23 protein-coding genes and 1 other RNA gene are annotated in these 24,519 nt (G+C 60.2%); 15 read left to right on the top strand and 9 right to left on the bottom strand.

Translation table 11 applies throughout. The features are described from left to right. Positions 1–30 precede the first annotated feature (30 nt). From pheA to gyrA, 4 genes are all read right to left on the bottom strand, one after another. Positions 31–1,113, bottom strand: coding sequence for a prephenate dehydratase (gene pheA, locus AC1D11_RS09915; protein WP_477646289.1), 1,083 nt, complete (start codon positions 1,111–1,113; stop codon positions 31–33). 83 nt (positions 1,114–1,196) lie between these two features. Beyond that, positions 1,197–2,303, bottom strand: coding sequence for a 3-phosphoserine/phosphohydroxythreonine transaminase (gene serC, locus AC1D11_RS09910; protein ID WP_477646288.1), 1,107 nt, complete (start codon positions 2,301–2,303; stop codon positions 1,197–1,199). After that, positions 2,300–2,875, bottom strand: coding sequence for a DUF2059 domain-containing protein (locus tag AC1D11_RS09905; RefSeq protein ID WP_477646287.1), 576 nt, complete (start codon positions 2,873–2,875; stop codon positions 2,300–2,302). The genes serC and AC1D11_RS09905 overlap by 4 nt, the downstream gene beginning before the upstream one ends. Next, a complete protein-coding gene (gene gyrA / locus AC1D11_RS09900; RefSeq protein ID WP_477646286.1) occupies positions 2,875–5,523 on the bottom strand; it encodes a DNA gyrase subunit A in 2,649 nt (882 codons plus the stop codon). The genes AC1D11_RS09905 and gyrA overlap by 1 nt, the downstream gene beginning before the upstream one ends. Positions 5,524–5,775: 252 nt before the next feature. Between gyrA and ompA the strand changes: the two genes are divergently transcribed. The 4 genes from ompA to ssrA all read left to right on the top strand — a co-directional run bounded on the left by ompA (position 5,776) and on the right by ssrA (position 8,278). Then, entirely contained in the window at positions 5,776–6,411 is a 636-nt protein-coding gene (ompA, locus tag AC1D11_RS09895; RefSeq protein WP_477646285.1) for an outer membrane protein OmpA, read from the top strand. Positions 6,412–6,477: 66 nt separating this feature from the next. Next, positions 6,478–7,185 carry a bifunctional 2-polyprenyl-6-hydroxyphenol methylase/3-demethylubiquinol 3-O-methyltransferase UbiG gene (ubiG, locus tag AC1D11_RS09890; protein ID WP_477646284.1) on the top strand — a complete coding sequence of 236 codons (708 nt, stop codon included), beginning with the start codon at positions 6,478–6,480 and terminating at the stop codon, positions 7,183–7,185. A 28-nt stretch (positions 7,186–7,213) separates the two neighbouring features. After that, a complete protein-coding gene (locus AC1D11_RS09885; RefSeq protein ID WP_477646283.1) occupies positions 7,214–7,879 on the top strand; it encodes an HAD-IA family hydrolase in 666 nt (221 codons plus the stop codon). A gap of 12 nt (positions 7,880–7,891) precedes the next feature. Beyond that, positions 7,892–8,278: a transfer-messenger RNA gene (ssrA, locus tag AC1D11_RS09880) on the top strand. An 85-nt stretch (positions 8,279–8,363) separates the two neighbouring features. Here ssrA and AC1D11_RS09875 read toward each other — a convergent pair. After that, positions 8,364–9,641, bottom strand: coding sequence for a phospholipase D-like domain-containing protein (locus tag AC1D11_RS09875; RefSeq protein ID WP_477646440.1), 1,278 nt, complete (start codon positions 9,639–9,641; stop codon positions 8,364–8,366). A gap of 108 nt (positions 9,642–9,749) precedes the next feature. On the opposite strand from AC1D11_RS09875, the gene AC1D11_RS09870 reads away from it, so the two are divergent. Together AC1D11_RS09870 and AC1D11_RS09865 are read left to right on the top strand one after the other, a co-directional pair. Continuing rightward, a complete protein-coding gene (locus tag AC1D11_RS09870) occupies positions 9,750–10,496 on the top strand; it encodes a pseudouridine synthase (RefSeq protein ID WP_477646282.1) in 747 nt (248 codons plus the stop codon). Between the two features lie 78 nt (positions 10,497–10,574). After that, positions 10,575–11,168 carry a putative pterin-binding protein gene (locus AC1D11_RS09865; RefSeq protein ID WP_477646281.1) on the top strand — a complete coding sequence of 198 codons (594 nt, stop codon included), beginning with the start codon at positions 10,575–10,577 and terminating at the stop codon, positions 11,166–11,168. A gap of 119 nt (positions 11,169–11,287) precedes the next feature. On the opposite strand, the gene AC1D11_RS09860 is transcribed toward AC1D11_RS09865, so the two are convergent. After that, positions 11,288–12,094, bottom strand: coding sequence for an alpha/beta fold hydrolase (locus tag AC1D11_RS09860; RefSeq protein ID WP_477646280.1), 807 nt, complete (start codon positions 12,092–12,094; stop codon positions 11,288–11,290). 141 nt (positions 12,095–12,235) lie between these two features. Between AC1D11_RS09860 and AC1D11_RS09855 the strand changes: the two genes are divergently transcribed. The 9 genes from AC1D11_RS09855 to ntrC all read left to right on the top strand — a co-directional run bounded on the left by AC1D11_RS09855 (position 12,236) and on the right by ntrC (position 22,278). After that, the gene (locus AC1D11_RS09855) at positions 12,236–13,252 is read left to right on the top strand and encodes a YVTN family beta-propeller repeat protein (protein WP_477646279.1); all 1,017 of its coding nucleotides are present in this window, start codon (positions 12,236–12,238) and stop codon (positions 13,250–13,252) included. Positions 13,253–13,385: 133 nt separating this feature from the next. Then, a complete protein-coding gene (locus AC1D11_RS09850; RefSeq protein WP_477651041.1) occupies positions 13,386–14,252 on the top strand; it encodes a polysaccharide deacetylase family protein in 867 nt (288 codons plus the stop codon). Positions 14,253–14,257: 5 nt separating this feature from the next. Further along, on the top strand, positions 14,258–15,214 hold the full coding sequence (locus AC1D11_RS09845; RefSeq protein ID WP_477646278.1) for a sterol desaturase family protein: 957 nt from the start codon (positions 14,258–14,260) through the stop codon (positions 15,212–15,214). A 153-nt stretch (positions 15,215–15,367) separates the two neighbouring features. Further along, positions 15,368–16,294: an EI24 domain-containing protein gene (locus AC1D11_RS09840; protein ID WP_477646277.1), complete on the top strand. Its 927-nt coding sequence runs from the start codon at positions 15,368–15,370 to the stop codon at positions 16,292–16,294. 24 nt (positions 16,295–16,318) lie between these two features. Beyond that, positions 16,319–17,143, top strand: a complete 825-nt coding sequence (locus AC1D11_RS09835) for a competence/damage-inducible protein A (protein ID WP_477646276.1) — start codon at positions 16,319–16,321, stop codon at positions 17,141–17,143. Positions 17,144–17,382: 239 nt separating this feature from the next. Further along, positions 17,383–18,798 carry a type I glutamate--ammonia ligase gene (glnA, locus tag AC1D11_RS09830; RefSeq protein WP_431097519.1) on the top strand — a complete coding sequence of 472 codons (1,416 nt, stop codon included), beginning with the start codon at positions 17,383–17,385 and terminating at the stop codon, positions 18,796–18,798. 181 nt (positions 18,799–18,979) lie between these two features. Continuing rightward, positions 18,980–19,510, top strand: a complete 531-nt coding sequence (locus AC1D11_RS09825; protein ID WP_477646275.1) for a hypothetical protein — start codon at positions 18,980–18,982, stop codon at positions 19,508–19,510. A gap of 41 nt (positions 19,511–19,551) precedes the next feature. Next, a complete protein-coding gene (gene glnL / locus AC1D11_RS09820) occupies positions 19,552–20,661 on the top strand; it encodes a nitrogen regulation protein NR(II) (protein ID WP_477646274.1) in 1,110 nt (369 codons plus the stop codon). A 96-nt stretch (positions 20,662–20,757) separates the two neighbouring features. Beyond that, complete coding sequence (ntrC, locus tag AC1D11_RS09815; RefSeq protein ID WP_477646273.1) at positions 20,758–22,278, top strand: nitrogen regulation protein NR(I); 1,521 nt, start codon at positions 20,758–20,760, stop codon at positions 22,276–22,278. A 233-nt stretch (positions 22,279–22,511) separates the two neighbouring features. On the opposite strand, the gene xth is transcribed toward ntrC, so the two are convergent. From xth to AC1D11_RS09800, 3 genes are read right to left on the bottom strand one after another with little or no spacing between them, the layout of a single operon-like run. Continuing rightward, positions 22,512–23,288 (bottom strand): exodeoxyribonuclease III, encoded by a 777-nt coding sequence (gene xth, locus AC1D11_RS09810; protein WP_477646272.1) that lies wholly within the window; start codon positions 23,286–23,288, stop codon positions 22,512–22,514. Between the two features lie 42 nt (positions 23,289–23,330). Continuing rightward, on the bottom strand, positions 23,331–23,921 hold the full coding sequence (locus AC1D11_RS09805) for a DUF4337 domain-containing protein (RefSeq protein WP_477646271.1): 591 nt from the start codon (positions 23,919–23,921) through the stop codon (positions 23,331–23,333). 56 nt (positions 23,922–23,977) lie between these two features. After that, complete coding sequence (locus AC1D11_RS09800; protein WP_477646269.1) at positions 23,978–24,463, bottom strand: dihydrofolate reductase; 486 nt, start codon at positions 24,461–24,463, stop codon at positions 23,978–23,980. Between the last annotated feature and the right edge of the window lie 56 nt (positions 24,464–24,519).

The following is a 24,519-nucleotide window of genomic DNA, read 5'->3' as shown; positions in this document are numbered from 1 at the left end:
GTGGTACCAGGGGTTTTGTGAGTTCGTGCATTAATCGCTGACAGGATAGGTTCCGAGAACCTTGTAAAAGGCACACATTTGTTGCAAGTCAGCCAGTGCCGCCTTGACGTGGTTCTGCGACGGGTGGCCTTGCAAATCGATATAAAAATAATATTCCCACTGGCCAGAGCGTGCCGGGCGCGATTCAAAGCGGGTCATGGAGACGCCATGAGCTTTCAACGGCATCAGGATGTCGTGGACGGCGCCGGGGCGGTTGGGTACGGAAACCACCAGGCTGACACAGTCTTTGCCGGAGACGGGCGGGGAGGGCAGAGTTTGCGGCAGGCACACCACAGCAAAGCGCGTGCGGTTAAACGCGTCGTCCTGAATGGCGTGGGCGGCCGTATACAGGCCAAACTGGGTGGCGGCCCGGTCACTGGCAATGCCGGCCCATGCAGGGTTGGTGGAGGCAAGGCGTGCGCCTTCCGCATTGCTGGAGGCTGCCCGGCGCTCCACATTGGGCAGGTGCGTGGTCAACCAGCCCTGGCATTGAGCCAGGGCCTGGGGGTGTGCATACACGGCTTCGATACCTTCCAGGGACTCGGAAAGCCGCAGGAGGTTGTGGCGCACCATCAGGCTGATCTCGCCGACGATATGCAGCGGGGAGTTCAGAAACAGGTCTAGAGATCGGGACACGACGCCCTCGGTCGAGTTTTCGACCGGCACAACGCCGTAGCTGGCGCTGCCGGCAGCCGTTGCACGAAAAACCTCGTCGATGCTGACACAGGGAACGTGCTCGATGCTGGCGCCAAAAAACTGCAGCGCCGCCTGCTCGCTGAAAGTGCCGGCCGGACCGAGGTACGCCACACGCACCGGAGATTCCAGTGCCAGGCAAGCCGACATGATTTCACGCCATACGGCAGCAACATGTTCGTTTTTGAGCGGCCCTTGATTGGCTTGCTGGATCTGCTCAATGACCTGGGCAACGCGATCCGGGCGGAAGAAGGGCGTACCCTCGCGCTTCTTCACTTCGCCTACCTGCTCCGCGACTTGGGCGCGGCGATTCAGCAGGGCGAGCAGTTCTCGGTCCAGTGCATCAATCTGTACGCGCAAATCTGCAAGATGGGTGGTCATGTCAGAGACCGCCCGACCGTACGGGGAGCGCAGAAAGCCCGCTTGGGCTGCGAAGCATAACGGGGGCGAGAAAACATTTCATCCTAGGCGTGTTTTTGTTCGAATTCTCGCATGTACTCCACCAGTGCCTGGACACCGGCCAGCGGCATGGCGTTGTAAATGCTGGCGCGCAGCCCTCCCACTGACTTGTGACCCTTGAGCTGAAGCAAGCCCCGTGCCTTGGCACCTGAGAGAAACGCGTCATTCCGTGATTCGTCCCGCAAGAAAAATGGAACGTTCATCCGGGACCGGCAGTTTTTGTCGACCTTGTTGAGATAAAACTGCGAGCCGTCAATGGCTTCATACAGAAGCTGCGCCTTGGTTTTGTTGCGCGCTTCCATTGCGGCAATGCCGGTAACGGCGCCTTCTTGCTGGCGCTTGAGCCACGCGAAGGTAAGGCCGGCAATGTAGATTGCATACGTGGGGGGCGTGTTGTACATGGACTGGTTGTCCGCTACGGTCTTGTAGTCAAAGGCGCTGGGGCAAATCGCCAGCGCACGGCCAAGCAGGTCTTCCCGGATGACCACCAGCGTGACACCTGCAGGCCCCAGGTTTTTTTGTGCACCTCCAAATGCCAGGCCAACGAGGGACCAGTCAACCGGCCGCGATGCTACATGAGAGGAAAAATCGATAACCAGTGGCGCATCGCTTCCCAGGGCCTTAAGGTCTGGAAGGCTATGAAACTCCACACCGTGGATGGTTTCATTGGTGCACAGGTGGACGTAGCTTGCGTCCGGCCGCAGCTTCCAGCCGGACGGAGGTGGTAGCAGCGTGTGCCCGTTGTCTGCATTGCTCGCAGCGATCTGGACATCGCAATACTTGCGTGCTTCTTTTTGCGATTTTTCACTCCAGCTGCCTGTTACCACGAAATCGGCCGAACGACCCTGCGAGACATTAAGGGGAACAATGGCATTTTCGGCAAGTCCGCCGCCCTGCATGAACAGGATCTTGAAGTGGGCCGGAATGGCCATCAGCTCACGAAAATCAGCCTCCGCGTTTTCATAAATGGAAATGAACTCCTTTCCGCGGTGACTCATCTCCATCACGCTCATGCCGCTGCCGTGCCAGTCCAGCATTTCGCCCGCCGCCTGCCGCAAAACCTCTTCGGGTAAGTTCGCCGGGCCAGCGGAAAAATTGAAAGGGCGGGTCATTTCTTGGCGGGCGGCTTGCTTGCTCCCGGCGCGGGGCCGGTGCCAATGATCTTCAGCGCCACGTCGTCGAACTGCTTGGCACGTGCGAGGACGTCGGCACGCGAGGCTTCTACCAGCTTCTGTACAAAGACATTGCCCAGCTCGGGCGCCGTAGACTGGTATTTCTTGACGGCAGGAGATTCAAAAAAAGCAGCAAGCTGCTGGAGTTCTTCCTGTGTGAACCGTTCTGCATACGCTGGTACCAGCGATTCGGCGCTGACTTTGCTAACCTGTTTGCTGATCAGCTGGCTCGCATCATCGGCATATTTCTTGAGTTCGGCGTTAAGTTCCTCAGACGCTTTTGGCTGCTTGGCTTTGGGAACATTTGCCTCCATTTTTGGAGCCCATTTAACAATGAGTTCCTGCGCCGTGGTGCCCGCAAGCTGGTTCACCAGCCGGTCAAGCTCCGGCCCTTGCTGCAGCGCGACCACTTTTTTGGCCAGCTCTGTTTTCGGATCTGCCGCTTGCGCGTGAACAGCTGTGGCGCCGCAGGCCATGGCAGCGATCGTGATAGCGGTAAGGATGTTTTTCATCAGGTACTTTCGATGTTGGGGGTGTCTGTGCCGGTACCGGTTTCAGTATCGGGTTCATCCAGCGTGGCATCGTTTTCAACGATGCGCTGAAGGCCGCTTAATTGTGAACCTTCATCAAGGCCGATGAGCGTAACACCCTGTGTAGCCCTTCCCATTTCGCGGATTTCGCTGACGCGCGTGCGGACCAGCACGCCCTTGTCGGTGATCAGCATGATTTCATCGTCCACGTGAACCAGTGTGGCCGCAACCACCTTGCCGTTGCGCTCGCTCTGCTGGATGGCGATCATGCCCTTGGTGCCGCGGCCGTGACGCGTGTATTCGGTGATGGACGTACGTTTGCCATATCCGTTCTGGGTGGCTGTCAGCACACTTTGCTGCTCGTCTTCGGCAACCAGCATGGCGATCACGCCCTGGCCGTCTTCGAGCATCATGCCGCGCACGCCGCGTGCATTGCGGCCCATGGGACGCACGTCGTTCTCATCGAAGCGCACGGCCTTGCCACCGTCGCTGAACAGCATCACGTCGTGCTTGCCGTCGGTCAGCGACGCACCAATCAGGTAGTCGCCTGCGTCAAGGTCGACCGCGATGATGCCGGCCTTACGCGGATTGTTGAACTCGTCGAGGGCGGTTTTCTTCACGGTGCCCATGGAGGTGGCCATGAAGACGTATTGATCAGCCGGGAAGCTGCGCTTTTCGCCTGTCAGAGGCAGGACGACGGTGATTTTTTCGCCCTCCTGCAAGGGGAACATGTTGACGATGGGACGCCCGCGCGAGCCGCGCGAACCGGCGGGAACTTCCCATACCTTGAGCCAGTAGAGCCGGCCGCGGTTGGAAAAGCACAGGATGTAATCGTGCGTGTTGGCGATGAAGAGCTGGTCAACCCAGTCGTCTTCCTTGGTGGCAGTGGCCAACTTGCCGCGGCCGCCGCGCTTTTGCGCCCGGTATTCAGACAGCGGCTGGCTCTTGATGTAGCCGGTGTGGGAAAGTGTCACCACCATGTCGGTGGGGGTGATCAGGTCTTCGGTACTGAGATCAAACGAGCTGTGTTCGATCTGGCTACGGCGGGCGCCGAGCTTTGTCTGGCCGAATTCCAGCTTGATGGCCGACAGTTCTTCGCCAATGATGATGGAAACCCGTTCCGGTTTTGCCAGGATGTCGAGCAAGTCATCGATCTCAGCCATGACTTCCTTGTACTCAGCCACGATCTTGTCCTGCTCCAGGCCGGTCAGGCGTTGCAGGCGCATCTGCAGGATTTCCTGTGCCTGTGTTTCCGAGAGGCGGTACAGCCCGTCGTTGCCCATGCCAAACATCTTCTCGAGGCCGTCGGGGCGGTAGTCATCGGCGTTGACCACGCCGCCATCGGCGCGCGTGCGGGTCAGCATTTCGCGCACCAGGCTGCTGTCCCAGGGGCGCAGCATCAACTCGGCCTTGGCGACGGGAGGCGTGGGGGCATTTCGGATGATGGCGATGAAGTCGTCAATATTGGCCAGGGCCACTGCCAGGCCTTCCAGCACGTGTCCGCGCTCCCGTGCCTTTCGCAGCGTGAACACGGTACGGCGCGTCACGACTTCACGGCGATGCGACAGGAAAACCTGGATCAGGTCCTTCAGGTTGCAAAGCTTGGGCTGGCCATTGACCAGCGCCACCATATTGATGCCGAAGGTGTCCTGTAGCTGGGTCTGCTTGTACAGGTTGTTCAGCACCACTTCGGGCACTTCGCCGCGCTTGAGTTCAATTACCAGGCGCATGCCCGACTTGTCGCTCTCATCCTGGATATGGCTGATGCCTTCGATTTTCTTCTCGTGCACCAGCTCGGCCATGCGCTCCTGAAGCGTCTTTTTGTTGACCTGGTAGGGGAGTTCGTCGACGATGATGGACTGGCGTTGGCCCTTGTCGATGTCCTCGAAGTGGCACTTGGCACGCATGACCACCTTGCCGCGGCCGGTGCGGTAGCCGTCCTTGACGCCGTTGATGCCGTAAATAATGCCGCCCGTGGGGAAGTCCGGCGCAGGCACGATCTCCATCAATTCGTCAATGGAGGCCCCCGGGTTCTTCAGCATGTGAAGGCACGCATCGACCACTTCATTGAGGTTGTGGGGCGGAATGTTGGTCGCCATCCCCACCGCAATGCCGCCCGACCCGTTGACCAGCAGGTTCGGCAAGCGGGTCGGCATGACCAGAGGTTCCTGCTCGCTGCCGTCGTAGTTGGGGCCGAAATCGACGGTTTCCTTGTCAAGGTCGGCGAGCAGCTCATGGGCAATTTTCGACAGGCGAATTTCGGTGTAGCGCATGGCCGCGGCGTTGTCGCCATCGACAGAGCCGAAATTCCCCTGACCGTCAACCAGCAGGTGGCGCAAGGAAAAATCCTGGGCCATCCGCACAATGGTGTCGTAGACTGACTGGTCGCCGTGCGGATGGTACTTGCCGATCACGTCGCCGACGATACGCGCTGACTTTTTGTAAGGGCGGTTCCAGTCGTTGTTCAGTTCGTGCATGGCAAAAAGCACGCGCCGGTGTACCGGCTTGAGGCCGTCCCTAGCATCAGGCAGGGCCCGCCCCACGATCACACTCATCGCGTAATCGAGGTAGCTTCGCCGCATTTCCTCTTCAAGACTGATGGGCAGGGTTTCTTTAGCGAACTGGGTCATGAGCGGCCTGGTTGGGATTTCGAGATTCTTGAAGGAAACCGCTGATTTTAAGGCCGGAGTTCAAAGCGATGGCCTGTGGCGGGACAGCAACAAATGCTGAAGAATCTTAAGTCTGTGTCAGACGAAGCCGATAGCGTGCTTGAAGGTTCAGGCAGGTGTGGCACAATCGATGTAACGCTTTGAGTGATGGTCACTCACGGCGTGTAAATTACTAATCGCAGCCAGTCTGCGGCTTTTCTCTAGAGGAGAACCATGAAGAAACTCAACAAAGTGGCAATGTTGTTTGCTTCCGCAGCGCTTGTTACCGCCGCTGGTGCACAAACTATCGACAACTGGAAAAACGGTTCCAACGAACTGGTCTGGAAAAACGGTACCAACGAACTGTGCTGGCGTGACGCTTATTGGACGCCTGCTACTGCAGCGCCTGGCTGCGATGGCGCAATTGCCCCTGCGATGGCTCCTGCTGCTCCGGCTGCCGCTGCTCCTGCTGCTGCAGCACCTGCTGCTGCTCCGGCTGCTCCTCCTGCCGCAACGAAAGTTACCTACGCTGCTGATGCTTTCTTTGACTTCAACAAGTCAGTGATCAAGCCAGAAGGCAAAGCCAAGCTGGATGACCTGGTCGGCAAGATCAAGGACATCAACCTGGAAGTCATCATTGCCGTGGGTCACACCGACTCCGTTGGTAGCGATGCTTACAACCAGAAGCTGTCGGTTCGCCGTTCGGAAGCCGTCAAGGCATATCTCGTGTCCAAGGGCATCGAGAAAAACCGTGTCTACACTGAAGGCAAGGGCGAGAAACAGCCAGTTGCTGACAACAAGACCGCCGAAGGCCGCGCGAAGAATCGCCGCGTGGAAATCGAAGTGGTTGGCACTCGCGCCAACAAGTAATCCTTCCGGATCGCTTAAAAAACCGCGCTACGGCGCGGTTTTTTTATGCCTCAACGATAATGCGTCATGTCTATTAGCGATAACTTTGACCCTGCCGAACTGGCGAAATTCTCAGACCTGGCTCATCGCTGGTGGGACACCGAGAGTGAATTTCGCCCCTTGCACCAGATCAACCCGCTTCGTTTGGGCTGGATCGAGAGCCTGGTTCCACTCAAAGGGCTGCGTGTACTCGACGTCGGCTGTGGCGGCGGCATCCTGGCCGATTCGATGGCGCGCCGGGGCGCTGATGTCCTGGGCATCGATTTGGCGACCAAAGCGCTGAAAGTCGCCCAGCTTCACGCGTTGGAAGCCCAGACGGAAGGTGTTCAATACCGCGAAATCAGCGCCGAAGCGCTGGCAGCCGAGCAGCCTGGCCGTTTTGACGTTGTCACCTGCATGGAAATGCTGGAGCACGTGCCCGACCCGTCTTCCATCGTCAAAGCCTGCGCCGCGCTGGTCAAGCCTGGGGGGTATGTGTTTTTTTCGACCATCAATCGCAATGCCAAGGCCTTTCTGTTTGCCATCGTCGGGGCGGAATACGTACTGAATATGTTGCCACGCGGCACCCACGAGTACGCCAAACTGATCAAACCCAGTGAACTGGCCGGATACTGCCGCGCCTCCGGCCTCTCGCTTGAGCAAACCCGGGGCATGGAATACAACCCCCTGACACGCCACTATTGGCTCAGTGCGGACACCAGCGTCAATTACCTGCTGGCCACGCAAAAGAGCTGAGTCTCGTTTTTACCCATATTTGCGCCACATGTTCCAAGACACCGATGCCGTGCTGTTCGACCTCGACGGCACCCTGATTGACAGTGCCCCTGATCTGGGCGCCGCGGCCGACAAAATGCGCACGGACCGTGGCCTGGAAGCGCTGCCCCTTGCGCTTTACCGTCCCATGGCCGGAGCGGGTGCGCGCGGCATGATTGCCGTGGCTTTTGGGTTGATGCCGGAAGACGCCGGCTTTGGCGAGCTCCGGGAGGAGTTTTTCAGCAACTACGAGTCGCGCATGACCGAAAACACCTCGGTGTTTGAGGGCGTGGCGGATCTGATCGCCCGCATCGACCAGATGGGCCTCAAATGGGGTGTGGTGACCAACAAGTCCGCCCGCTTCACCATTCCGCTGACCAAGGCCATGCCTTTGTTCAAGACGGCAAAAACCATCATCAGTGGCGACACCACGCCGCATGCCAAACCCCATCCGGCCCCTTTGCTGGAAGCGGCGCGCCAGCTAGAGCTTGCGCCCGGGCGCTGCATTTATGTCGGTGATGACGAGCGCGACATCGTCGCAGGGCGGGCCGCGGGCATGCCCACGGTCGCCGCCGCCTACGGCTACCTCGGCAAAACCGCCGATACCGGGGACTGGAAAGCCGACGCCACCATCACCGCGCCCGGCGCGCTCTTGAATTTGCTGCGAATGGCGTAAACTAGGCCTTCTGGGGCTGCATTGGTTTCGACGTGGGTTCGGACGCGGTGTGGTGCATGTCGAGCTGAGTGTGCTCGTAAAACTGATTCAAACAAACTAACTGCAAACGACGAACGTTTCGCACTCGCTGCTTAATTGCCAGTGAGCTTTACAACAGCAGGCCGATGGGCTGGGCAAGGGGTGTTTAGCGCAAGTTAAATGCTCCCGGCTGTAAAGATAATTTCATCGGCTGGCTCCGGGCTGGGTACCTTAACCCGGGGCGAGAAAATAGGGTGCTGGCGTCCTGTGTAGCGTGCGACTGCGCGACACAGGTGGCGAGACTCAAATCAGACCGCTAAACATGTAGATCTGCCCGAACAAGGCTTGCGGACGGGGGTTCAAATCCCCCCAGCTCCACCATCCATCAAAGCCCGGCCTGTGAAGGTTGGGCTTTTTTCTTTTTTCATTTCCGCCGCAAGACCGTACGTTGTCCGGCCGCGGCCGCTCAGAGCTGGGAATGAAGCACCTGCGCGAGGCGTTCTTTCAGTTTCTCGAGAAGCGGCCGGTTTTGCCAATCCTCGAGGCTGACGCGGCGTGCGCGAGTCAGGTCCTGCTCAAACACCCCAGTCTGATGTGCCGCAAAAGCAGTGTCGTAGACATTGAGATTGGCTTCGTCGTTCAACCGGAAAGAGCGGTTGTCAAAGTTGGTGGAGCCCACGGAAACCATTCGCTGATCCACAATCATCACCTTGCAGTGGTACATGGTTGGCTGGTATTCGTAAATCTGCGCTCCCGCCTCCAGAAGTGGCCCCCAGGTGCTGCGAGAGGCCGACCGGACGGTTTCCGTATCGGTGATTTTTCCCGGCGTAATCAACCGCAACCGCACGCCGCGCCTGAGGGCATCCAGCAAAAGCTTGCTGCTGAGTTCGTCTGGGACAAAGTAGGCCATGGACAGGTCAATGCTCTGGTCTGCTGCCGTGATGCCCAGGTGGTACATCAGTTGCATGCTTTCGCTGCCGCCGGACGGGGAGCTCGAAAACATTTGGGCGCCGCTGCTTCCTGCCGCTTGCAGTGGGGGGAAGTAATCCTCCCCGTGCTTGACCTCACCGGTCTCCTTGAGCCAGTTGTCCAGAAAAGTGGCTTGAATCTGGGCCACCACCGGGCCTTCCACACGGAAATGCGTGTCACGCCAGTGGTCTGGATCCTGGGCCGATCCGGTCCAGTTGGGCGCGATCCCGACGCCGCCAGTGAAGCCCAGCTTGCCGTCCGCTACCAGGAGTTTGCGGTGTGTCCGGTTGTTCATGCGCGCAAGGTTGTACCAGTGGGGTTTGTGGAATTTTCGGATTTGAACGCCCGCCGTTTGCATTTCCTGCAAGAGGGTGTCGTCCATTTTGGAACTCCCCACCCAGTCCAGCAGAACCAGGACTTTGACGCCGGCCCGCGCACGTTCCGACAGGGCGTCTGCAAATTGCCTGCCAATCTCGCCCGACCAGTAAATATAGGTCTCGAAAGTGATGCTGCGGGTGGCGCCCCGAATGGCTTGCAGCATGGACGGAAATATCTGCTCTCCGTTGAGCAGCTCCGTTACCTGGTTGCCGCCGGTGATGCCCGGCCCCAGCAAGCTGCCCATCGCGCGCATGAATTGGGGATCAGCGCTGCCGTAGAGGCGGGGCAGCTGCTCTGCGATCTTTTTTTCTCCGGCCGTGAAGTTCAGCGCGAGGAGGGCGGCGGACAGGCCGAAAACGAAAGCCAGGCCGGCGGTCATAAAGGGTCGATTGCGCATTTGCATGACGTATTGTCCGGAGCGCGATGCCTCACTGGAGTAGGCCGCCAGCCCGTTTTTCCGTCCAATTGCTCCGCTGCTGAGGCGACAATACTTCCCATGGCAAGCATGCAACTTCAAGAAATTCTTTTTTCCCAGGGCTTTGGCACGCGGCGCGTGTGCGCGGGGCTGGTTCAACAGGGTTTTGTGGCTGTAGGGGGTGTCCCTTGTGCGGAACCAGCTATGGAATTCATAGCAGATGGCCTGCACTTCACGGTGCAGGGCGTGGCCTGGGAGTACCACGAGAAAGCCTACCTGATGCTGCACAAACCGGCCGGCTACGAATGCTCGCAAAAGCCCAGCACTTACCCCAGCATTTACACGCTGCTGCCGGCGCCCATACGTCAGCGCGGCGGTGGGGCGGCTGCCGGCGTACAGGCCGTGGGGCGGCTGGACCAGGACACGACCGGCCTCTTGCTGCTGTCGGATGACGGCAAGTTCATCCACCGCATGAGTTCACCCAAGCACCATGTGCCCAAGGTATATGAAGTGCGCGCCAAGCACCCGGTCGACGACAAGCAAATCCAGAAACTGCTGGTTGGCGTGGTGCTGGACGACGACCCCAAGCCCGTGCGAGCCGCCGCATGTGAAAAAACCGGTGAGAACCAGCTGATCCTGACGCTTACCGAAGGCAAATACCACCAGGTCAAGCGCATGATTGCCGCGGTGGGCAACCGGGTCGAGGAAGTGGGCGGCCTGCACCGTTCACGTATTGGTTCGCTGGATTTGCCGCCTGACCTGAAACCCGGCGGATGGCGCTGGCTGACGCCGCAAGACATGGCGAGCATTTCAGCGCCTTCGGTCAAAACCCCCTGAAACCGGTAAAAAAATCAGACCCAAACGCGGCGGCAAGCGGTACGCTGCCAGCTTCGCAAAAAACCACTCGGAGGAAACATGAATCCACGCCGTCAATTCCTGAATGCCGCCGCAATCGGTGCGGTGGCCGCGCCGTCGCTGGCCTTGGCGCAGCACGCACCCAAAGCGTCGCGAGGCCCGATCCTGTTGACTGTCAGCGGGCGGATCGGCGCGGGCAACCGCGGCGCCTTCGATCCGGTGCTCGACCAGATGATGGGCAAGCAGAAAATCCAGTTCGACAAGGCCCATGTCTTTGACTTTGCCGCACTCACCGCGCTGCCGGCCGTCACCATCAAGCCGACGCTGGAATACGACAGCAAGCCGCACACCCTGAAAGGCCCCCTGCTGGCTGATGTCATGAAAGCTGCCGGCGTGAAGTTGACCGACAAGACAACGCTTTTCCTGCGCGCCGTGGACGGCTACGCCGCCCAGGTCACCGCCGCCGAGGCCAGCAAGTACCGCTTCATCGTGGCCACCCACCTGGACGGCCAGCCCATGGCGCTCGGAGGGCTGGGACCACTCTGGGCTGTGTATGACGCGGACCGTTTTCCCGACATGGCTGCCAAGCCACTGCCGGCGCGCTTTGCCTGGTGTCCCTGGGCGACGTACCACATCGAAGTCAAAGAGGCTTGAGCGGCGCCTGTTTCCCGTTGAAAAGACGGTTCAGGCCTTGTTTTATGGATGAAATAACCCTGTAACCCAATAGCGACGGGCGCAAGCAGCTATGAAAAACGTAGCGACTGCCAAACGGCTCAATCGATGTCTTTGAGAAAGTCAGTGATCGCTTCAACCGTTTTTTCAGGCTGGTCGCGCTGGGGTGAGTGTCCGCAGGTGGCCAGCCTCAGTTGCCGGGCATGAGGTGCTGCCAGCGCAATCTCGTCCAGCTGCCGCATGGTGCCGTACTCGTCATCAAACCCCTGGATGAGCAGCAGCGGCGCCGCAATGCGCGTGCAGTCCGGCCGGATGTCAAAGCTGCGAAAGGCCGGCGACAGCCAGACATCGTTCCATTGCCAGAAAGCGACGTCCACATCGGAATGGTGGCGTGCCAGCCGCTCGCGCAGGCCGCCCGATTCAAACGCGGTAGTGGCCTGGGAAATGGCCTGAACGGCGATGTCTTCCACCAGCACATGCGGCGCCATCGCAATACAAGCCGCCACCGGGTGGCGGCTGGCGTGGAGCAGGGCGATGCTCGCACCATCGGAATGGCCGAGCAACACGGGGTTTTCAACCCGAAGCGTATCCAGCAGCGCGGGCAACACCTCCCAGGCTTCGCGGTGCATGTAGTCAGGCAGCAGGCGGCCGGTGCGTTGGCCGTTCTGCTCTGCCGGTTCACCGCGTACGTCTGGTACGGGCTCTGACTGCCCATAGCCGCGTCGCGAATACACCATACCCGCCCGTCCGGTTGCCGTGCATACCGCCTGGGGCCAGTCCAGGCCGCGCTGCGTCCAGAGGCTGACCGAGCCCAGGCCTTCATGCAGGAAAACCACCGGAGCGAGGTCAGCGCGCCCGGCGATGTGCCTGACCTCCAGGCGCGCGCCGTTGATCTCCATCAAATTCATCGTTGCATCGTAAAGGATGTAAACGATTGGGCGAATCTGGCGTTGGGAAAAGGGGCCGCAGAAGACTTTTGGGTACCTTCAGGCATTTGCCATGGCTGACGCCCGGTACACTAGCTGGTTGCACGTAGAAAGACCGTTTTTGTGAATGTTTTCGTCCGTTTTGCCGCCGCCTGGCTGCTTGCCCTTGCCGGTTTGGCATGTTCCACCGCCTTTGCCCAGACGGCCGCCGCTGGTGCCGCACTTACGGGAATCACAACACCTGTTTTTGTGCTGAACTCGCTTGAAGACAGTGTCAGCGTGATCAACCCGGCCACCTGGACGGAAACCAGACGCATTGCCACCGGCAAGCAGCCGCATCACCTGTACCTCACGCCCGATGAAAAATCGGTGATTGTTGCCAACGCGCTGTCGGACTCGCTCACCTTCATCGACCCGAAAACCGCTGAAGTGCAGCGCACGGTGCGCGGCATCATCGACCCCTACCAGCTGCGCTTTTCTCCCGACATGAAATGGTTTGTCACGGCCGCCAACCGCCTCAACCACATCGACATCTACAAGTGGGACGGCAAGGACATCACGCTGGCCAAGCGGGTGGCCACCGGCCGGACGCCAAGCCACCTGTGGATAGACACCAAAAGCACCACGATTTATTCGACCATGCAGGACAGCGACGAGCTGATCGCCATCGACCTGACCAGCCAGTCCATCAAGTGGCGCGTCAAGACCGGTTCCATCCCGGCTGACGTGTACGGCACCGCCGACGACAAGCACCTGCTGGTGGGCCTGACCGGCGGCGACGCCGTCGAGGTGTATGACGTGAGCGGCGCGCAGCCGCAGCGCACCAAGGTCATCAAGACCGGCGCCGGCGCGCACGCGTTCCGCGCCTTCGGCGATAAACGCCATGTGCTGGTCAGCAACCGCGTGGCCAACAGCATCAGCAAGATCGACCTGCAGACCCTGGAAGTGGTGGACAACTACCCCGCGCCGGGCGGCCCTGACTGTATCGACGTGAGCCGTGACGGCAAGCAGATACTGGTCACATCGCGCTGGGCACGCAAGCTCACGGTGATCGACGTGGCAAGCCACAAGATCGTCCGGCAGGTCAATGTTGGAAAGAGCCCCCATGGCGTCTGGACACTTGACCACGCACCTAGATAGGCCCCCACGGTCGCTCACTGCGTGTAGCTCCCTGCCCCCCGGGGGGGCCGCTGCGCCTGCGGCCCGGCGAAGCCGGTTCCGCGGCCCCGGCTTGGTTGGAGAGTCCCTCCGGACCACCGTTGCACCTAGTCCGATACGGTCGCTGCTCGCTATCTTTTTGATAGCTGCTTGCGCTCATCCTGTATGGGCTGCGGGCAAAAACAATGCACAAAAAGCCGCACAAAATGCACCGCAGCAGGCCGAAGCGGCCTGCAAACCCGTCTACCTGACACTGGACACTGGACACATGGCGGTTGCACCGCTGATGGCTGAGGTGCTGAACAGGCACAAGGTCAAGGTCACCTTCTTTGCCGCCAACGAGCGCACGCAAACCGGCGATGGCAGCCTGGGCACACAGTGGGCTGGCTGGTGGAAGGCACGGGCTGGTGAAGGCCACGAATTCGCCTCGCACACCTGGGACCACGTTTATTGGCGGGGCGATGTACCCGGCGCACCCGATGCGCCGGTGCAGTTCAGGATGCGGCCTTCTGCGGGTCCGCTGGAAGGCAAGGACTTCACCTGGACGGCGAAGCAGTACTGCGAAGAAATCGGCAAGTCCAGCAAGCGCCTCGAAGAAATCACCGGAAAAAAAACACTGCCGCTTTTCCGCGCGCCGGGCGGCAAAACCTCGCCCGCGCTGCTGGCGGCGGCCAAGTCCTGCGGCTTTGAACATGTGGGCTGGTCGCCCGCTGGTTTCCTGGGTGATGAGCTGGCCAGCGAGAGGTTCGGCAATGATTTCCTGCTGAAGAAGGCACTGCGCGACATCCACTCCGGCGACATCCTGCTGGCCCACCTGGGCATCTGGTCGCGCAAGGACCCCTGGGCGCCTGCCGTGCTGGAGCCGCTCATCACCGGCCTGCAGTCGCGGGGCTTTTGCTTCAAAACCCTGGCGGAACATCCCCAGTACAAAGACTGGATTGCGTCGCAGGCCGCGCCGGCACCTGCCAGGCCTTCAAAATAAGCCGCATGGACTGGTTCAGCGATCTCTTTTCAATGGCGCAGCAGTGGCTGTTTGAGTCGGCCGTACAGCCGGCCATGTTTGCGCTGGGCATGGGCAACCTGCTGGAAGACGGCTACGACGCCACCGCCTGGTTCATGGTGGGCGTGATCCAGGTGCTGATATTGCTGGCCATCGTCGGCCCGCTGCAGCGCTGGCGGCCGGTAGAACCCGTGCTGGACCGGGCCACCATACGCACCGACGTGCTCTACACCCTGATTCACCGGCTGGGCCTGTTCCGCATCGCGCTCTTTTTCACGCTGGACCCGTGGTTTGACGAGGCTTTTGGCGCGCTGCGCACCGCTGGCTACGGCACTTTCCATTTAGACCAACTCCGGCCGGGTGTAACGGACAACGCCGTCGTCAGCTTTGCGATCTACCTCGTGGTGTTTGACTTTGTGGCGTACTGGACGCATCGCGGCCAGCACCAGATCGAGTGGTGGTGGCGCCTGCATTCGCTGCACCATGCGCAGCGGCAAATGACCATGTGGAGCGACAACCGCAACCACCTGCTCGACGACATCCTGGTCGACTCCATCGTCGTGCTGGTGGCCCAACTCATCGGCGTGGCGCCGGGGCAGTTCATTGCCATCGTGGCCTTTACCCAGCTCAGCGAGAGCTTTCAGCATGCCAATGTGCGGATGTGGTTCGGACATGTGGGAGAGCGCCTGTGGATCAGCCCGCGCTTTCACCGCTTGCACCACAGCATCGGCATTGGCCACGAAAGCCATGGCCCCAAAACGCTGGGGGGCCACAACTTCGGCGTGCTGCTGCCCTGGTGGGACATGCTGTTCCGCACGGTCAATTTTGAGCAGCGCTATGACCCGACGGGCATTCGCGACCAGGTCGAAGCCAACCGTGACTACGGTAAAGGTTTCTGGTCGCAGCAATGGATGGGCATCAAGCGCTTGTTTGGCCGGGCCTGAGGCGTGAGCCCCCACGCTTTTCACTTCGTGTAATGCGCTGCCCCCGAGGGGGCCGCCCGCCTGCGGTCTGGCAGAGCCAGTCCCGCGGCTCTGCTGGGTTGAAGACATCCGCCGTGTTTTCGGTAGCCATGGGGCTGCGTTATCCTGTCGGTCATGAGCAAACTCCTAGACGCCTTCTGGCGCGCCGCGATGTATTGCCTGCACCCGCGGGTCATTGTGCTGTCGATCCTGCCGCTGGTGATCATGGGGGTGGTTTCGCTGACCCTGGGCTACTTCTTCTGGGACAGTGCTGCGGAAGCCATCCGCGTGCAACTTGGGAGCTTCGAGCTGGTTGATGCCATGGTTCGCTGGCTGGAGGGATTGGGCCTGGGCCAGCTGCAGTCTGTACTGCCCAAGGTGCTGCTCCTGCTTTTGATCATCCCCGTGATCATCATCGTCTCGCTGCTCTTTGTGGCGCTGCTCATGACGCCGGCCATGGTGGCCCTGGTGGCTGAACGGCGCTTTCCCCAGATGGAGCGCAAACGGGGCGGTTCACTGTTCACCAGTTTGTTCTGGTCGCTGGGCTCGACCTTGCTGGCCGTGGTGGCGCTGGTCGTTTCGATTCCGCTTTGGCTGATTCCGCCGCTGATCCTGGTCTTGCCTCCGCTGATCTGGGGCTGGCTGACCTACCGTGTCATGTCTTATGACGCCATGGTGGACCACGCCAGCAGTGAAGAGCGGCGCCAGATATTCAAGGAGCATCGCCTGCCGTTGCTGGCGATCGGTGTGTTCAGCGGCTACCTCGGCGCGGCTCCCAGCCTGCTGTGGGCCTCGGGCGCGATGTTTGTGGCCATGGCGCCCATCCTGGTGCCGGTGGCCATCTGGATCTACACCCTGGTGTTTGCGTTTTCCTCGCTCTGGTTTGCGCACTACACGCTGTCGGCCCTGGAACAACTTCGCAAGAAGAATAATGCCCTGGCGCCCGACCCGCTTGCGCAAGCAGCTATTGAATCGATAGCAACTGAACTGGCCCCGGAAGCCCTTCCAGGCCCGGCGCCGAGCTTCGGTTCGCTGGGCGGCAAGCCCGAATCACAACCCTGAACCCGTTACCTGACAAGCCTGAACATGACCCCACAATTTGGCCTCATCATCGTCGGCGACGAAATCCTTTCCGGCAAACGCGCCGACAAACACCTGCCCAAAGCCATCGAACTGCTGGGCGCGCGCGGCTTGCAGCTGGCCTATGCCGACTATGTGGGCGACGACCCTGCCCGCATCACGGCAACACTGGCGCGGGCCTTTGCCGCCGCGCGTGAACACGGCGACGTGGTCTTTTCCTGCGGCGGTATAGGCGCCACCCCTGACGACCACACCCGGCAGTGCGCCGCCAGAGCGTTGGGCGTTGACCTTGCGCTGCATCCCACGGCCAAAACACTGATCCTCGAACGCATGGCGGATGTGGCCAAAGAGCAGGGCACGCCCTACGAGCCTGACCGGGACGACAACATCCATCGCCTGAACATGGGCGTGTTTCCGGTCGGCGCGGAGATTATTTCGAACCCTTACAACAAGATTCCCGGCTTTACCTGCCGAGCGGGGCAGGGGGCCGTTCACTTTGTGCCCGGTTTCCCGGTCATGGCCTGGCCCATGATTGAAGGCGTGCTGGATTCAGGCTATACCCACCTGCACCAAAAGTCGGCCTACACCGAAAAGTCAGTGATCATTTTTGGGTCCATGGAGGCCATGCTCACGCCCTTGATGCTCGATATTGAAGCGGCGCATTCCGGCGTCAAGGTCTTCAGCCTGCCGAGCGTGGATCACCCTGAATATGGCCGGCATATTGAGCTCGGGGTGAAAGGCGCCCCTGAAGCGGTGAACCGGGCCTATCCCGTCATGCTGGCGGGGCTGCACAAATTCGACCTGAAATTCGGCCCCGAATTGGTGCGTTAAATAACAGCCCCAAATATGTGCACTTAGCGATTCGCACTTAATTGGTGCATTTGTTACTGCCAGGTGTTTTTTGTATTTTCGGCTGTGCCAAGGCGGGAAGTGAAGCCAGATCACGGCACAATCAGCGGCACAATCCGAGGCTTGGCAGGAAACTGAAGCGCCAATGTCTGTGGCACAAAAAGTGCATTCGACAGCCCGAATAGATTTTTCAACCACCCATCCAGCAACAGGAGATTTTGATGGCAAAGACCGTCGCAGACGTCATGAAAATGGTCAAGGAAAACGAAGTCAAGTTTGTTGACTTCCGTTTTACCGATACCCGGGGCAAAGAACAGCACGTGACCGTGCCCGTGTCCCACTTTGACGAAGACAAATTCACGTCGGGCCATGCGTTCGACGGCTCCTCAATTGCCGGCTGGAAGGGCATTGAAGCCTCCGACATGCAACTGATGCCTGACCCAAAGACGGCCAACATCGATCCGTTCTTTGAAGAAACCACGCTGTTCATGAGCTGCGACGTGCTCGAGCCCGCCGACGGCAAGGCCTATGACCGCGACCCGCGCTCCATCGCGCAGCGCGCAGAGGCTTACCTCAAGGCTTCCGGCCTGGGCGACACCGCTTACTTCGGTCCCGAGCCCGAATTTTTCATTTTTGACGACGTGCGCTGGAATACCGACATGTCGGGTACCTTCTTCAAGATCGAAGAATACGAAGCGCCATGGAATTCGGGCGCCAAGCTCGAAGGCGGCAACCGCGGCCATCGCCCGACCGTCAAAGGCGGCTATTTCCCCGTGCCTCCTGTCGACAGCACGCAAGACATGCGCGCCGAGATGGCCCTGATCCTCGAATCGCTTGGCATCCCCGTTGAAGTGTTCCACCACGAAGTGGCCGGCGCCGGCCAGAACGAAATCGGTACCCGTTTCAGCACGCTGGTTCAGCGCGCCGACTGGACGCAAGTCCTGAAATACGTTGTACAGAACGTGGCCAACGCCTACGGCAAAACCGCCACCTTCATGCCCAAGCCTGTTGTCGGCGACAACGGCTCCGGCATGCACGTTCACCAGTCCATCTGGAAAGACGGCAAGAACCTGTTTGCCGGCGACGGTTATGCAGGCCTGTCTGATTTCGCGCTGTACTACATCGGCGGCATCATCAAGCACGCACGTGCCCTGAATGCCATCACCAACCCAGGCACCAACAGCTACAAGCGTCTGGTTCCTGGCTATGAGGCACCGGTCAAGCTGGCTTACTCGGCCAAAAACCGTTCGGCATCGATCCGCATTCCTTACGTTGCCAATCCCAAGGGCCGCCGTATCGAAGCACGTTTCCCCGATCCGCTGATGAACCCTTACCTGGGCTTCTCGGCCCTGATGATGGCGGGTCTGGATGGCGTGGAAAACAAGATCCATCCGGGCGAAGCCGCCACCAAGGATCTGTACCATCTGCCGCCCGAGGAAGACGCAAAAGTGCCAACCGTGTGCCACAGCCTGGACCAGGCGCTGGACGCACTCGACGTGGGCCGCAGCTTCCTGACCAAGGGTGGAGTGTTCACCGACAGCATGATTGACGCCTACATTGAATTGAAGATGGGTGAAGTCACCCGCCTGCGCCAGGCGACCCACCCCATCGAATTCGAGATGTACTACTCCCTGTAATCAGGGGAGAATGCTCCGGCCGCCAACTGTTTATTTGTACAGTTTGTGGTCAAAAAAGGACGGCAGATGCCGTCCTTTTTTATTGCCCCGGCAGGTTGTGGGTTTGCTGGCTTTGTATTTTTGCACCTTTGCCGCATACTGATAGACCGTCCTTCGCCCTTCCTGGGTATCGGGAGTTCCTATGAAACACACCTTATTGCTTTCTACCTTGTCGTTGCTGCTGGCTGGCGCAGGGAATGCTGCATGGGCGCAGCAGGTATACCGCTGCGCAGGCATCGGAGGTGCGGCCCCTGAATACATCAACAACACCAAAGATGCCCAAAACCGGAGCTGCAAGTTGCTGTCCGGCGGCAATGTGACGGTGATGCAGAGCACGCCGGTGCCCAAAGCCGCGGTTCGTGTGGCTGCGGCCGCAGGCTCCAGTGGCCCGCGCACCGATGGCAGCCCCGAACAGCGGGCCCGCGACAACGATTCGCGCGCCATCCTTGAGGCCGAGTTGAAAAAGGCCGAAGCCAAGCTGGCCGAGCAGCAAAAAGAATTCAACAACGGTGAGCCTGAAAAACAGGGCATTGAGGGCCGTAATTACCAGCGCTACCTGGACCGCGTGGCCGAGCTCAAGGACAGCATCGCCCGCAATCAAAGCGACATTGCCGGCCTGAAGCGCGAAATCTCCCGGCTGCCTGCCCCGGCTTCGGCCGCTGTCGTCAATTAAACCAAGGCGATAAGCCGCGACAAGCCGGCTTCTGGAGGAAAATGGATGGCTTGAATAAGCCCTCCATCCGCGCCGCTTTATCGTCCGTACCGGTCACCGGACTCCCCCCCCGCTTTCAGGCGTTTGACTTGCTGGCTACGCTGGTGGCTGTGGTGCGCACCAACGGCACCGTGGTATTTGCCAATGCTGCACTGGAAGATGCGCTGGGCACTTCACGGCGAACCATTGAAGGCTCTCAGCTTCCCGATTGCTTTACCGAGCCGTTGATTCTGCAAAATGCGCTGGAAGGCGCTGGCAGCAATGAATTTGCCGCCCTGCGCTACGACGCCTGGCTCAAGCGACTGAACCACGAACCGCTGCCCGTGCATGTGGTGGTGGCGCAAACCGACACGCCTGGCGAGGCGATTGTGGAGCTGCTGCCGCTGGAGCAGCAGGCCAAGCAGGAGCGCGAAGAACGTCTGATCGACCAGGCGCAGGCCAATAAAGAACTGATTCGCAACCTGGCCCATGAGATCAAAAACCCGCTGGGCGGTATTCGCGGCGCCGCGCAGCTGCTGCAAATGGAAATCGGCAAAGACCTGACCGAATACACCCAGGTCATCATCCATGAGGCAGACCGGCTGCAGACGCTGGTAGACCGCCTGCTGGCCCCGCACCGCCGCCCGCACCTGGTGGGCGATGTCAATATTCACGAAGTGTGTGAGCGCGTGCGCTCCCTGATCCTGGCGGAATTTCCCAGGGGCCTGAAGGTCACGCGCGACTACGACATCTCTATTCCTGATTTCCGCGGAGACCGCGAGCAGCTCATTCAGGCGGTATTGAACATCGCGCACAACGCCGCACAGGCCCTTGCGGAACGGGTGGCGGCTGGCAATGCGCACATCACTTTCAGGACAAGAATCGCCAGGCAGGTAACTTTTGGCAAGCAGCGCTATCGCTTGGCATTGGAATTGCATGTTATCGACAATGGACCGGGTGTGCCGGACTCCATCAAAGACCGCATCTTCTATCCGCTGGTATCCGGGCGGGAAGGTGGTTCGGGGCTGGGGCTGACATTGGCGCAAACCTTTGTCCAGCAACACCACGGTTTGATTGAGTGCGACAGTGTGCCGGGCCGTACAGATTTCAAGCTGCTTATACCGCTGCCTTGAAGTGTGTTCTCAGCCATGATTGATACATAACGCGATCGTGCAGAGGGCTCAAAAAAGAGCCAGGCATTGAAAGCACGAAAAAAGGGACTGCACTACATGAAACCGATCTGGATCGTTGATGATGACCAGTCCATCCGGTTTGTTCTGGAAAAGGCCCTGCTCCGCGAGGACCTTCCTACGCGCAGTTTCACCAATCCCCGCGAAGTCCTTGCCGCACTGGAAAACGCGACGGAGGACGAAGGGCCGCAAATTCTTGTGAGCGACATCCGCATGCCGGGCGGCTCGGGCCTCGACCTGCTCGAAAAGGTCAAGGAAAAGCTCCCCGGCCTGCCAGTCATCATCATGACCGCGTTCTCCGACCTCGACAGCGCGGTTTCCGCCTTCCAGGGCGGCGCCTTCGAATACCTGCCCAAGCCGTTTGACCTGCCCAAGGCGGTAGAACTCATTCGCCGTGCAGTGGAAGAAAGCCAGCGCGAAGAGGTGGCCGAAGAACGCATGGCCTCCGCGCCCGAAATGCTCGGCCAGGCGCCGGCCATGCAGGACGTTTTTCGCGCCATCGGGCGGCTGAGCCAGAGCATGGTGACCGTGATGATCACCGGGGAGTCGGGTTCGGGCAAGGAACTGGTGGCGCGTGCGCTGCACAAGCATTCGCCCCGCGCCAACGGTCCGTTTGTCGCGATCAACACTGCGGCCATCCCCAAGGATTTGCTGGAGAGCGAACTGTTCGGCCATGAGCGCGGCGCCTTCACCGGCGCGCAGACCATGCGGCGCGGCCGCTTTGAACAAGCTGAGGGCGGCACGCTGTTTCTCGATGAAATCGGCGACATGCCGTTTGACTTGCAGACGCGCCTTTTGCGTGTGCTGAGTGACGGCCATTTCTACCGCGTCGGCGGGCACAACGCCGTCAAGGCCAACGTGCGTGTGATCGCTGCCACCCACCAGGATCTGGAGCAACGCGTCAAGGAGGGCGGCTTCCGCGAGGATTTGTTCCACCGACTCAATGTGATCCGCCTGCGCCTGCCCGCACTGCGCGAGCGGCGCGAAGACGTCTTTATGCTGACACGCCACTTCCTGCAGCAAAGCGCCAAGCAGCTCGGTGTGGAGCCCAAGCGGATTTCCGACACGGCGCTGCAGCAGCTCAGCAACTTTGGTTTCCCCGGCAATGTGCGCCAGCTTGAAAACATTTGCCACTGGCTCACCGTCATGGCGCCGGCGCAGGTGATTGAGCCCAAGGATCTTCCGCCCGAAGTGCTGGGCATTGTTCCCGAATCGGGCAGAAACACGGTTTTGGCCGAGAAGGCCGGGGCGGCCAAAATGGAGTGGTCGGCAGGCACCGCGGAGAAAATTCCTGCCAGCCATGGGGCTGAAGCGGCCGTACCGGTTCCCCCGGTCTCCGGCCCTGAACAAAGCTGGGAAAGTGGCCTTGAAGCAGAAGCCCTGGCGTTGCTGGCGACAGGTCGCAGCGATGTGTGGGATGTGCTGACCCGGCGATTTGAATCCAAATTGATTCAGACCGCATTGGTCAATACACGCGGGCGCCGCATTGAGGCCGCTCAAAAGTTAGGCATAGGCCGCAACACCATCACGCGCAAGATCCAGGAACTCAACCTGGAGTAGATGGAGCCCCCACGCTCCCCCACTGCGTGTGGGTCGCTGCCCCCCCGAGGGGGCCGCCCGCCTGCGGTCTGGCAAAGCCAGTCCCGCGGCTCATGCTGGCTTGAAGAATCCAGTGGGTGCGACCCGTGATGGAGGTATCTCACCAGCGGGGGCCGCGGGTCCGGCTTCGCCGGCCCCAGGCGCCGCCCCCTGGAAGGGGGGAACAGGCTACACGAAGTGAGCCTGGACGGGGGTCAGCCGATCTCCAGGGTCACTGGCGCGTGGTCGCTGGGCTTTTCCCATTTGCGGGGCACGCGGTCTATGGTGCAGCCTTTGACTTGCGGCTTCAGGGCGTTGCTGACCAGGATGTGGTCGATGCGCAGGCCGCGATTCTTCTGGTAGCCCAGCATGCGGTAGTCCCACCACGAAAAGCTTTTGGGCGGCTGCTCGAACATGCGGAAACTGTCGGTCAGGCCCATCGCCACCAGCTGGCGGAAATGCTCACGCTCCTCCTTCGTGTGGTGAATGGTGTCGCGCAAGCCCTCCGGGTCGAACGAATCCTGGTCTTCCGGTGCGATGTTGAAGTCCCCCAGCAACACCAGTTGTGGGTGGTCTGCCATCTCCGCGCGCACATACGCCTGCAGGCCTCCCAGCCAGCGCATCTTGTAGGCGAACTTTTCGCTGCCGGGCTCCTGCCCATTGACGAAATAGCCGTTCAGCACGCGGATGGGTCCCGCAGGGCCGTCCACCGTGGAGGCAATGACGCGTGAGTGCTCGTCCTCAAAACCGACAATGTTTTTCACCACGTCGCGCAGCGGCGTGCGCGAAAGGATCGCCACACCGTTGTAGGTCTTCTGGCCGAAAGCGGCGGCTTCATAGCCGGCAGCCTTGAGCGCCTCCAGCGGAAACTTGTCGTCCGTCATCTTGAGCTCTTGCAGGCACAGCACGTCGACGGGATTGGCCGCAAGCCAGTTCAGCACATGCGCAAGCCGCGCGGTCAGGGAATTGACGTTCCAGGTGGAAATTTTCATGATTTAGTGCTCCGGCCCAATAAGAACGTGCGCAAGCAGCTATCAAATATGTAGCAAGGCAAATATGCCGATGACGAGCCCCACGCCGGCCACGGCGAACATGCCGTATTCAAGCCACTTCTTGCGGGTCAACAGCGCAATGGCCGCCAGGGCAATGGCGACCTGCAGCACTGTGGTGGCCTGCGCCCAGCGGTGGTGCTGGTGCATCTGCTCATCGGACGACTTGTCCCAGGTGGTGGCTTCGGCTTCGAGCTTGTCGGCGACCACCTTGATCTCATTCTTCTCTTTCTCGTAGCGGTCTACCTTGCCCTGGTAGCCGGCTTTTTTTTCTTCGGGCGCCAGGTCGCGGGCGAGTTCGGCCAGCGATTGCTTGGTGCTTTTCGACTGGAAGTAGTTCCACTGGTTGGAGGCTTCCGTCTTCTTGATCGCCGCGTTGTTTTTATAGAGGCCCGCATTGGCCTGCGTGGCGCCGCCCATATAGGAAAAAATGGCGCCTATGGTTGCGATGATGGCCGTGATGACCGCGATCTGAGCGATCATGCCGCCGCTGTCGTGGCTGCCGTGACCGCCTTGCGCTGCATGCTCCAGCTCATGGTCGTGGGGCCCGTGTACGTGAAATCCGCCTCCTGACATATCTTTTCCTTGTGTGTTGTTATGCGTTGTGGTGTGTGTTGCGATGGGAGCAGGGCCTATTTTCGGTAGGTGATGAAGCTGAACTTCATCCCGTTGGCCGACACGTGGTCTTCACGCGCGGCCTCCAGCCATTCGGGCCCCAGTGTCGGCGCATAGGCGTCGCCTTCAATCGTTTCGGCAATCTCGGTGACTTCAATGCGCTCTGCCAGCGGCATCGCCTGCGCGTAAATCTGCGCGCCGCCCAGGATCCACACCTCGGCTGAAGCTGCGCATAGCGCCAGCGCGTCGGCCAGGCTCGCGGCCGTTTCGGCGCCGGTGTCTTTCCAGCCGGGCTGGCGCGTGATGACGATGTTGGTGCGGCCGGGCAGCGGGCGGAATTTCACCGGCAGCGAGTCCCAGGTCTTGCGACCCATGATGACCGGCCAGCCGGTGGTCAGGCGCTTGAGGCGCGCCATGTCTTCCGGCAGGCGCCAGGGGATGGTGTTGTCGCGGCCGATCACGCCGTTGGCGGCGCGGGCGAAGATCATGTGGATGTGTGTCATACCAATTCCCCGCCGTTCCGCCAAAAGTCGAGCGACCGTGGGGGCTCTTCAACCAA

This window comes from Polaromonas sp. P1_E11 (assembly GCF_056405995.1).
This window is presented reverse-complemented; position numbering and strand designations above follow the sequence as displayed.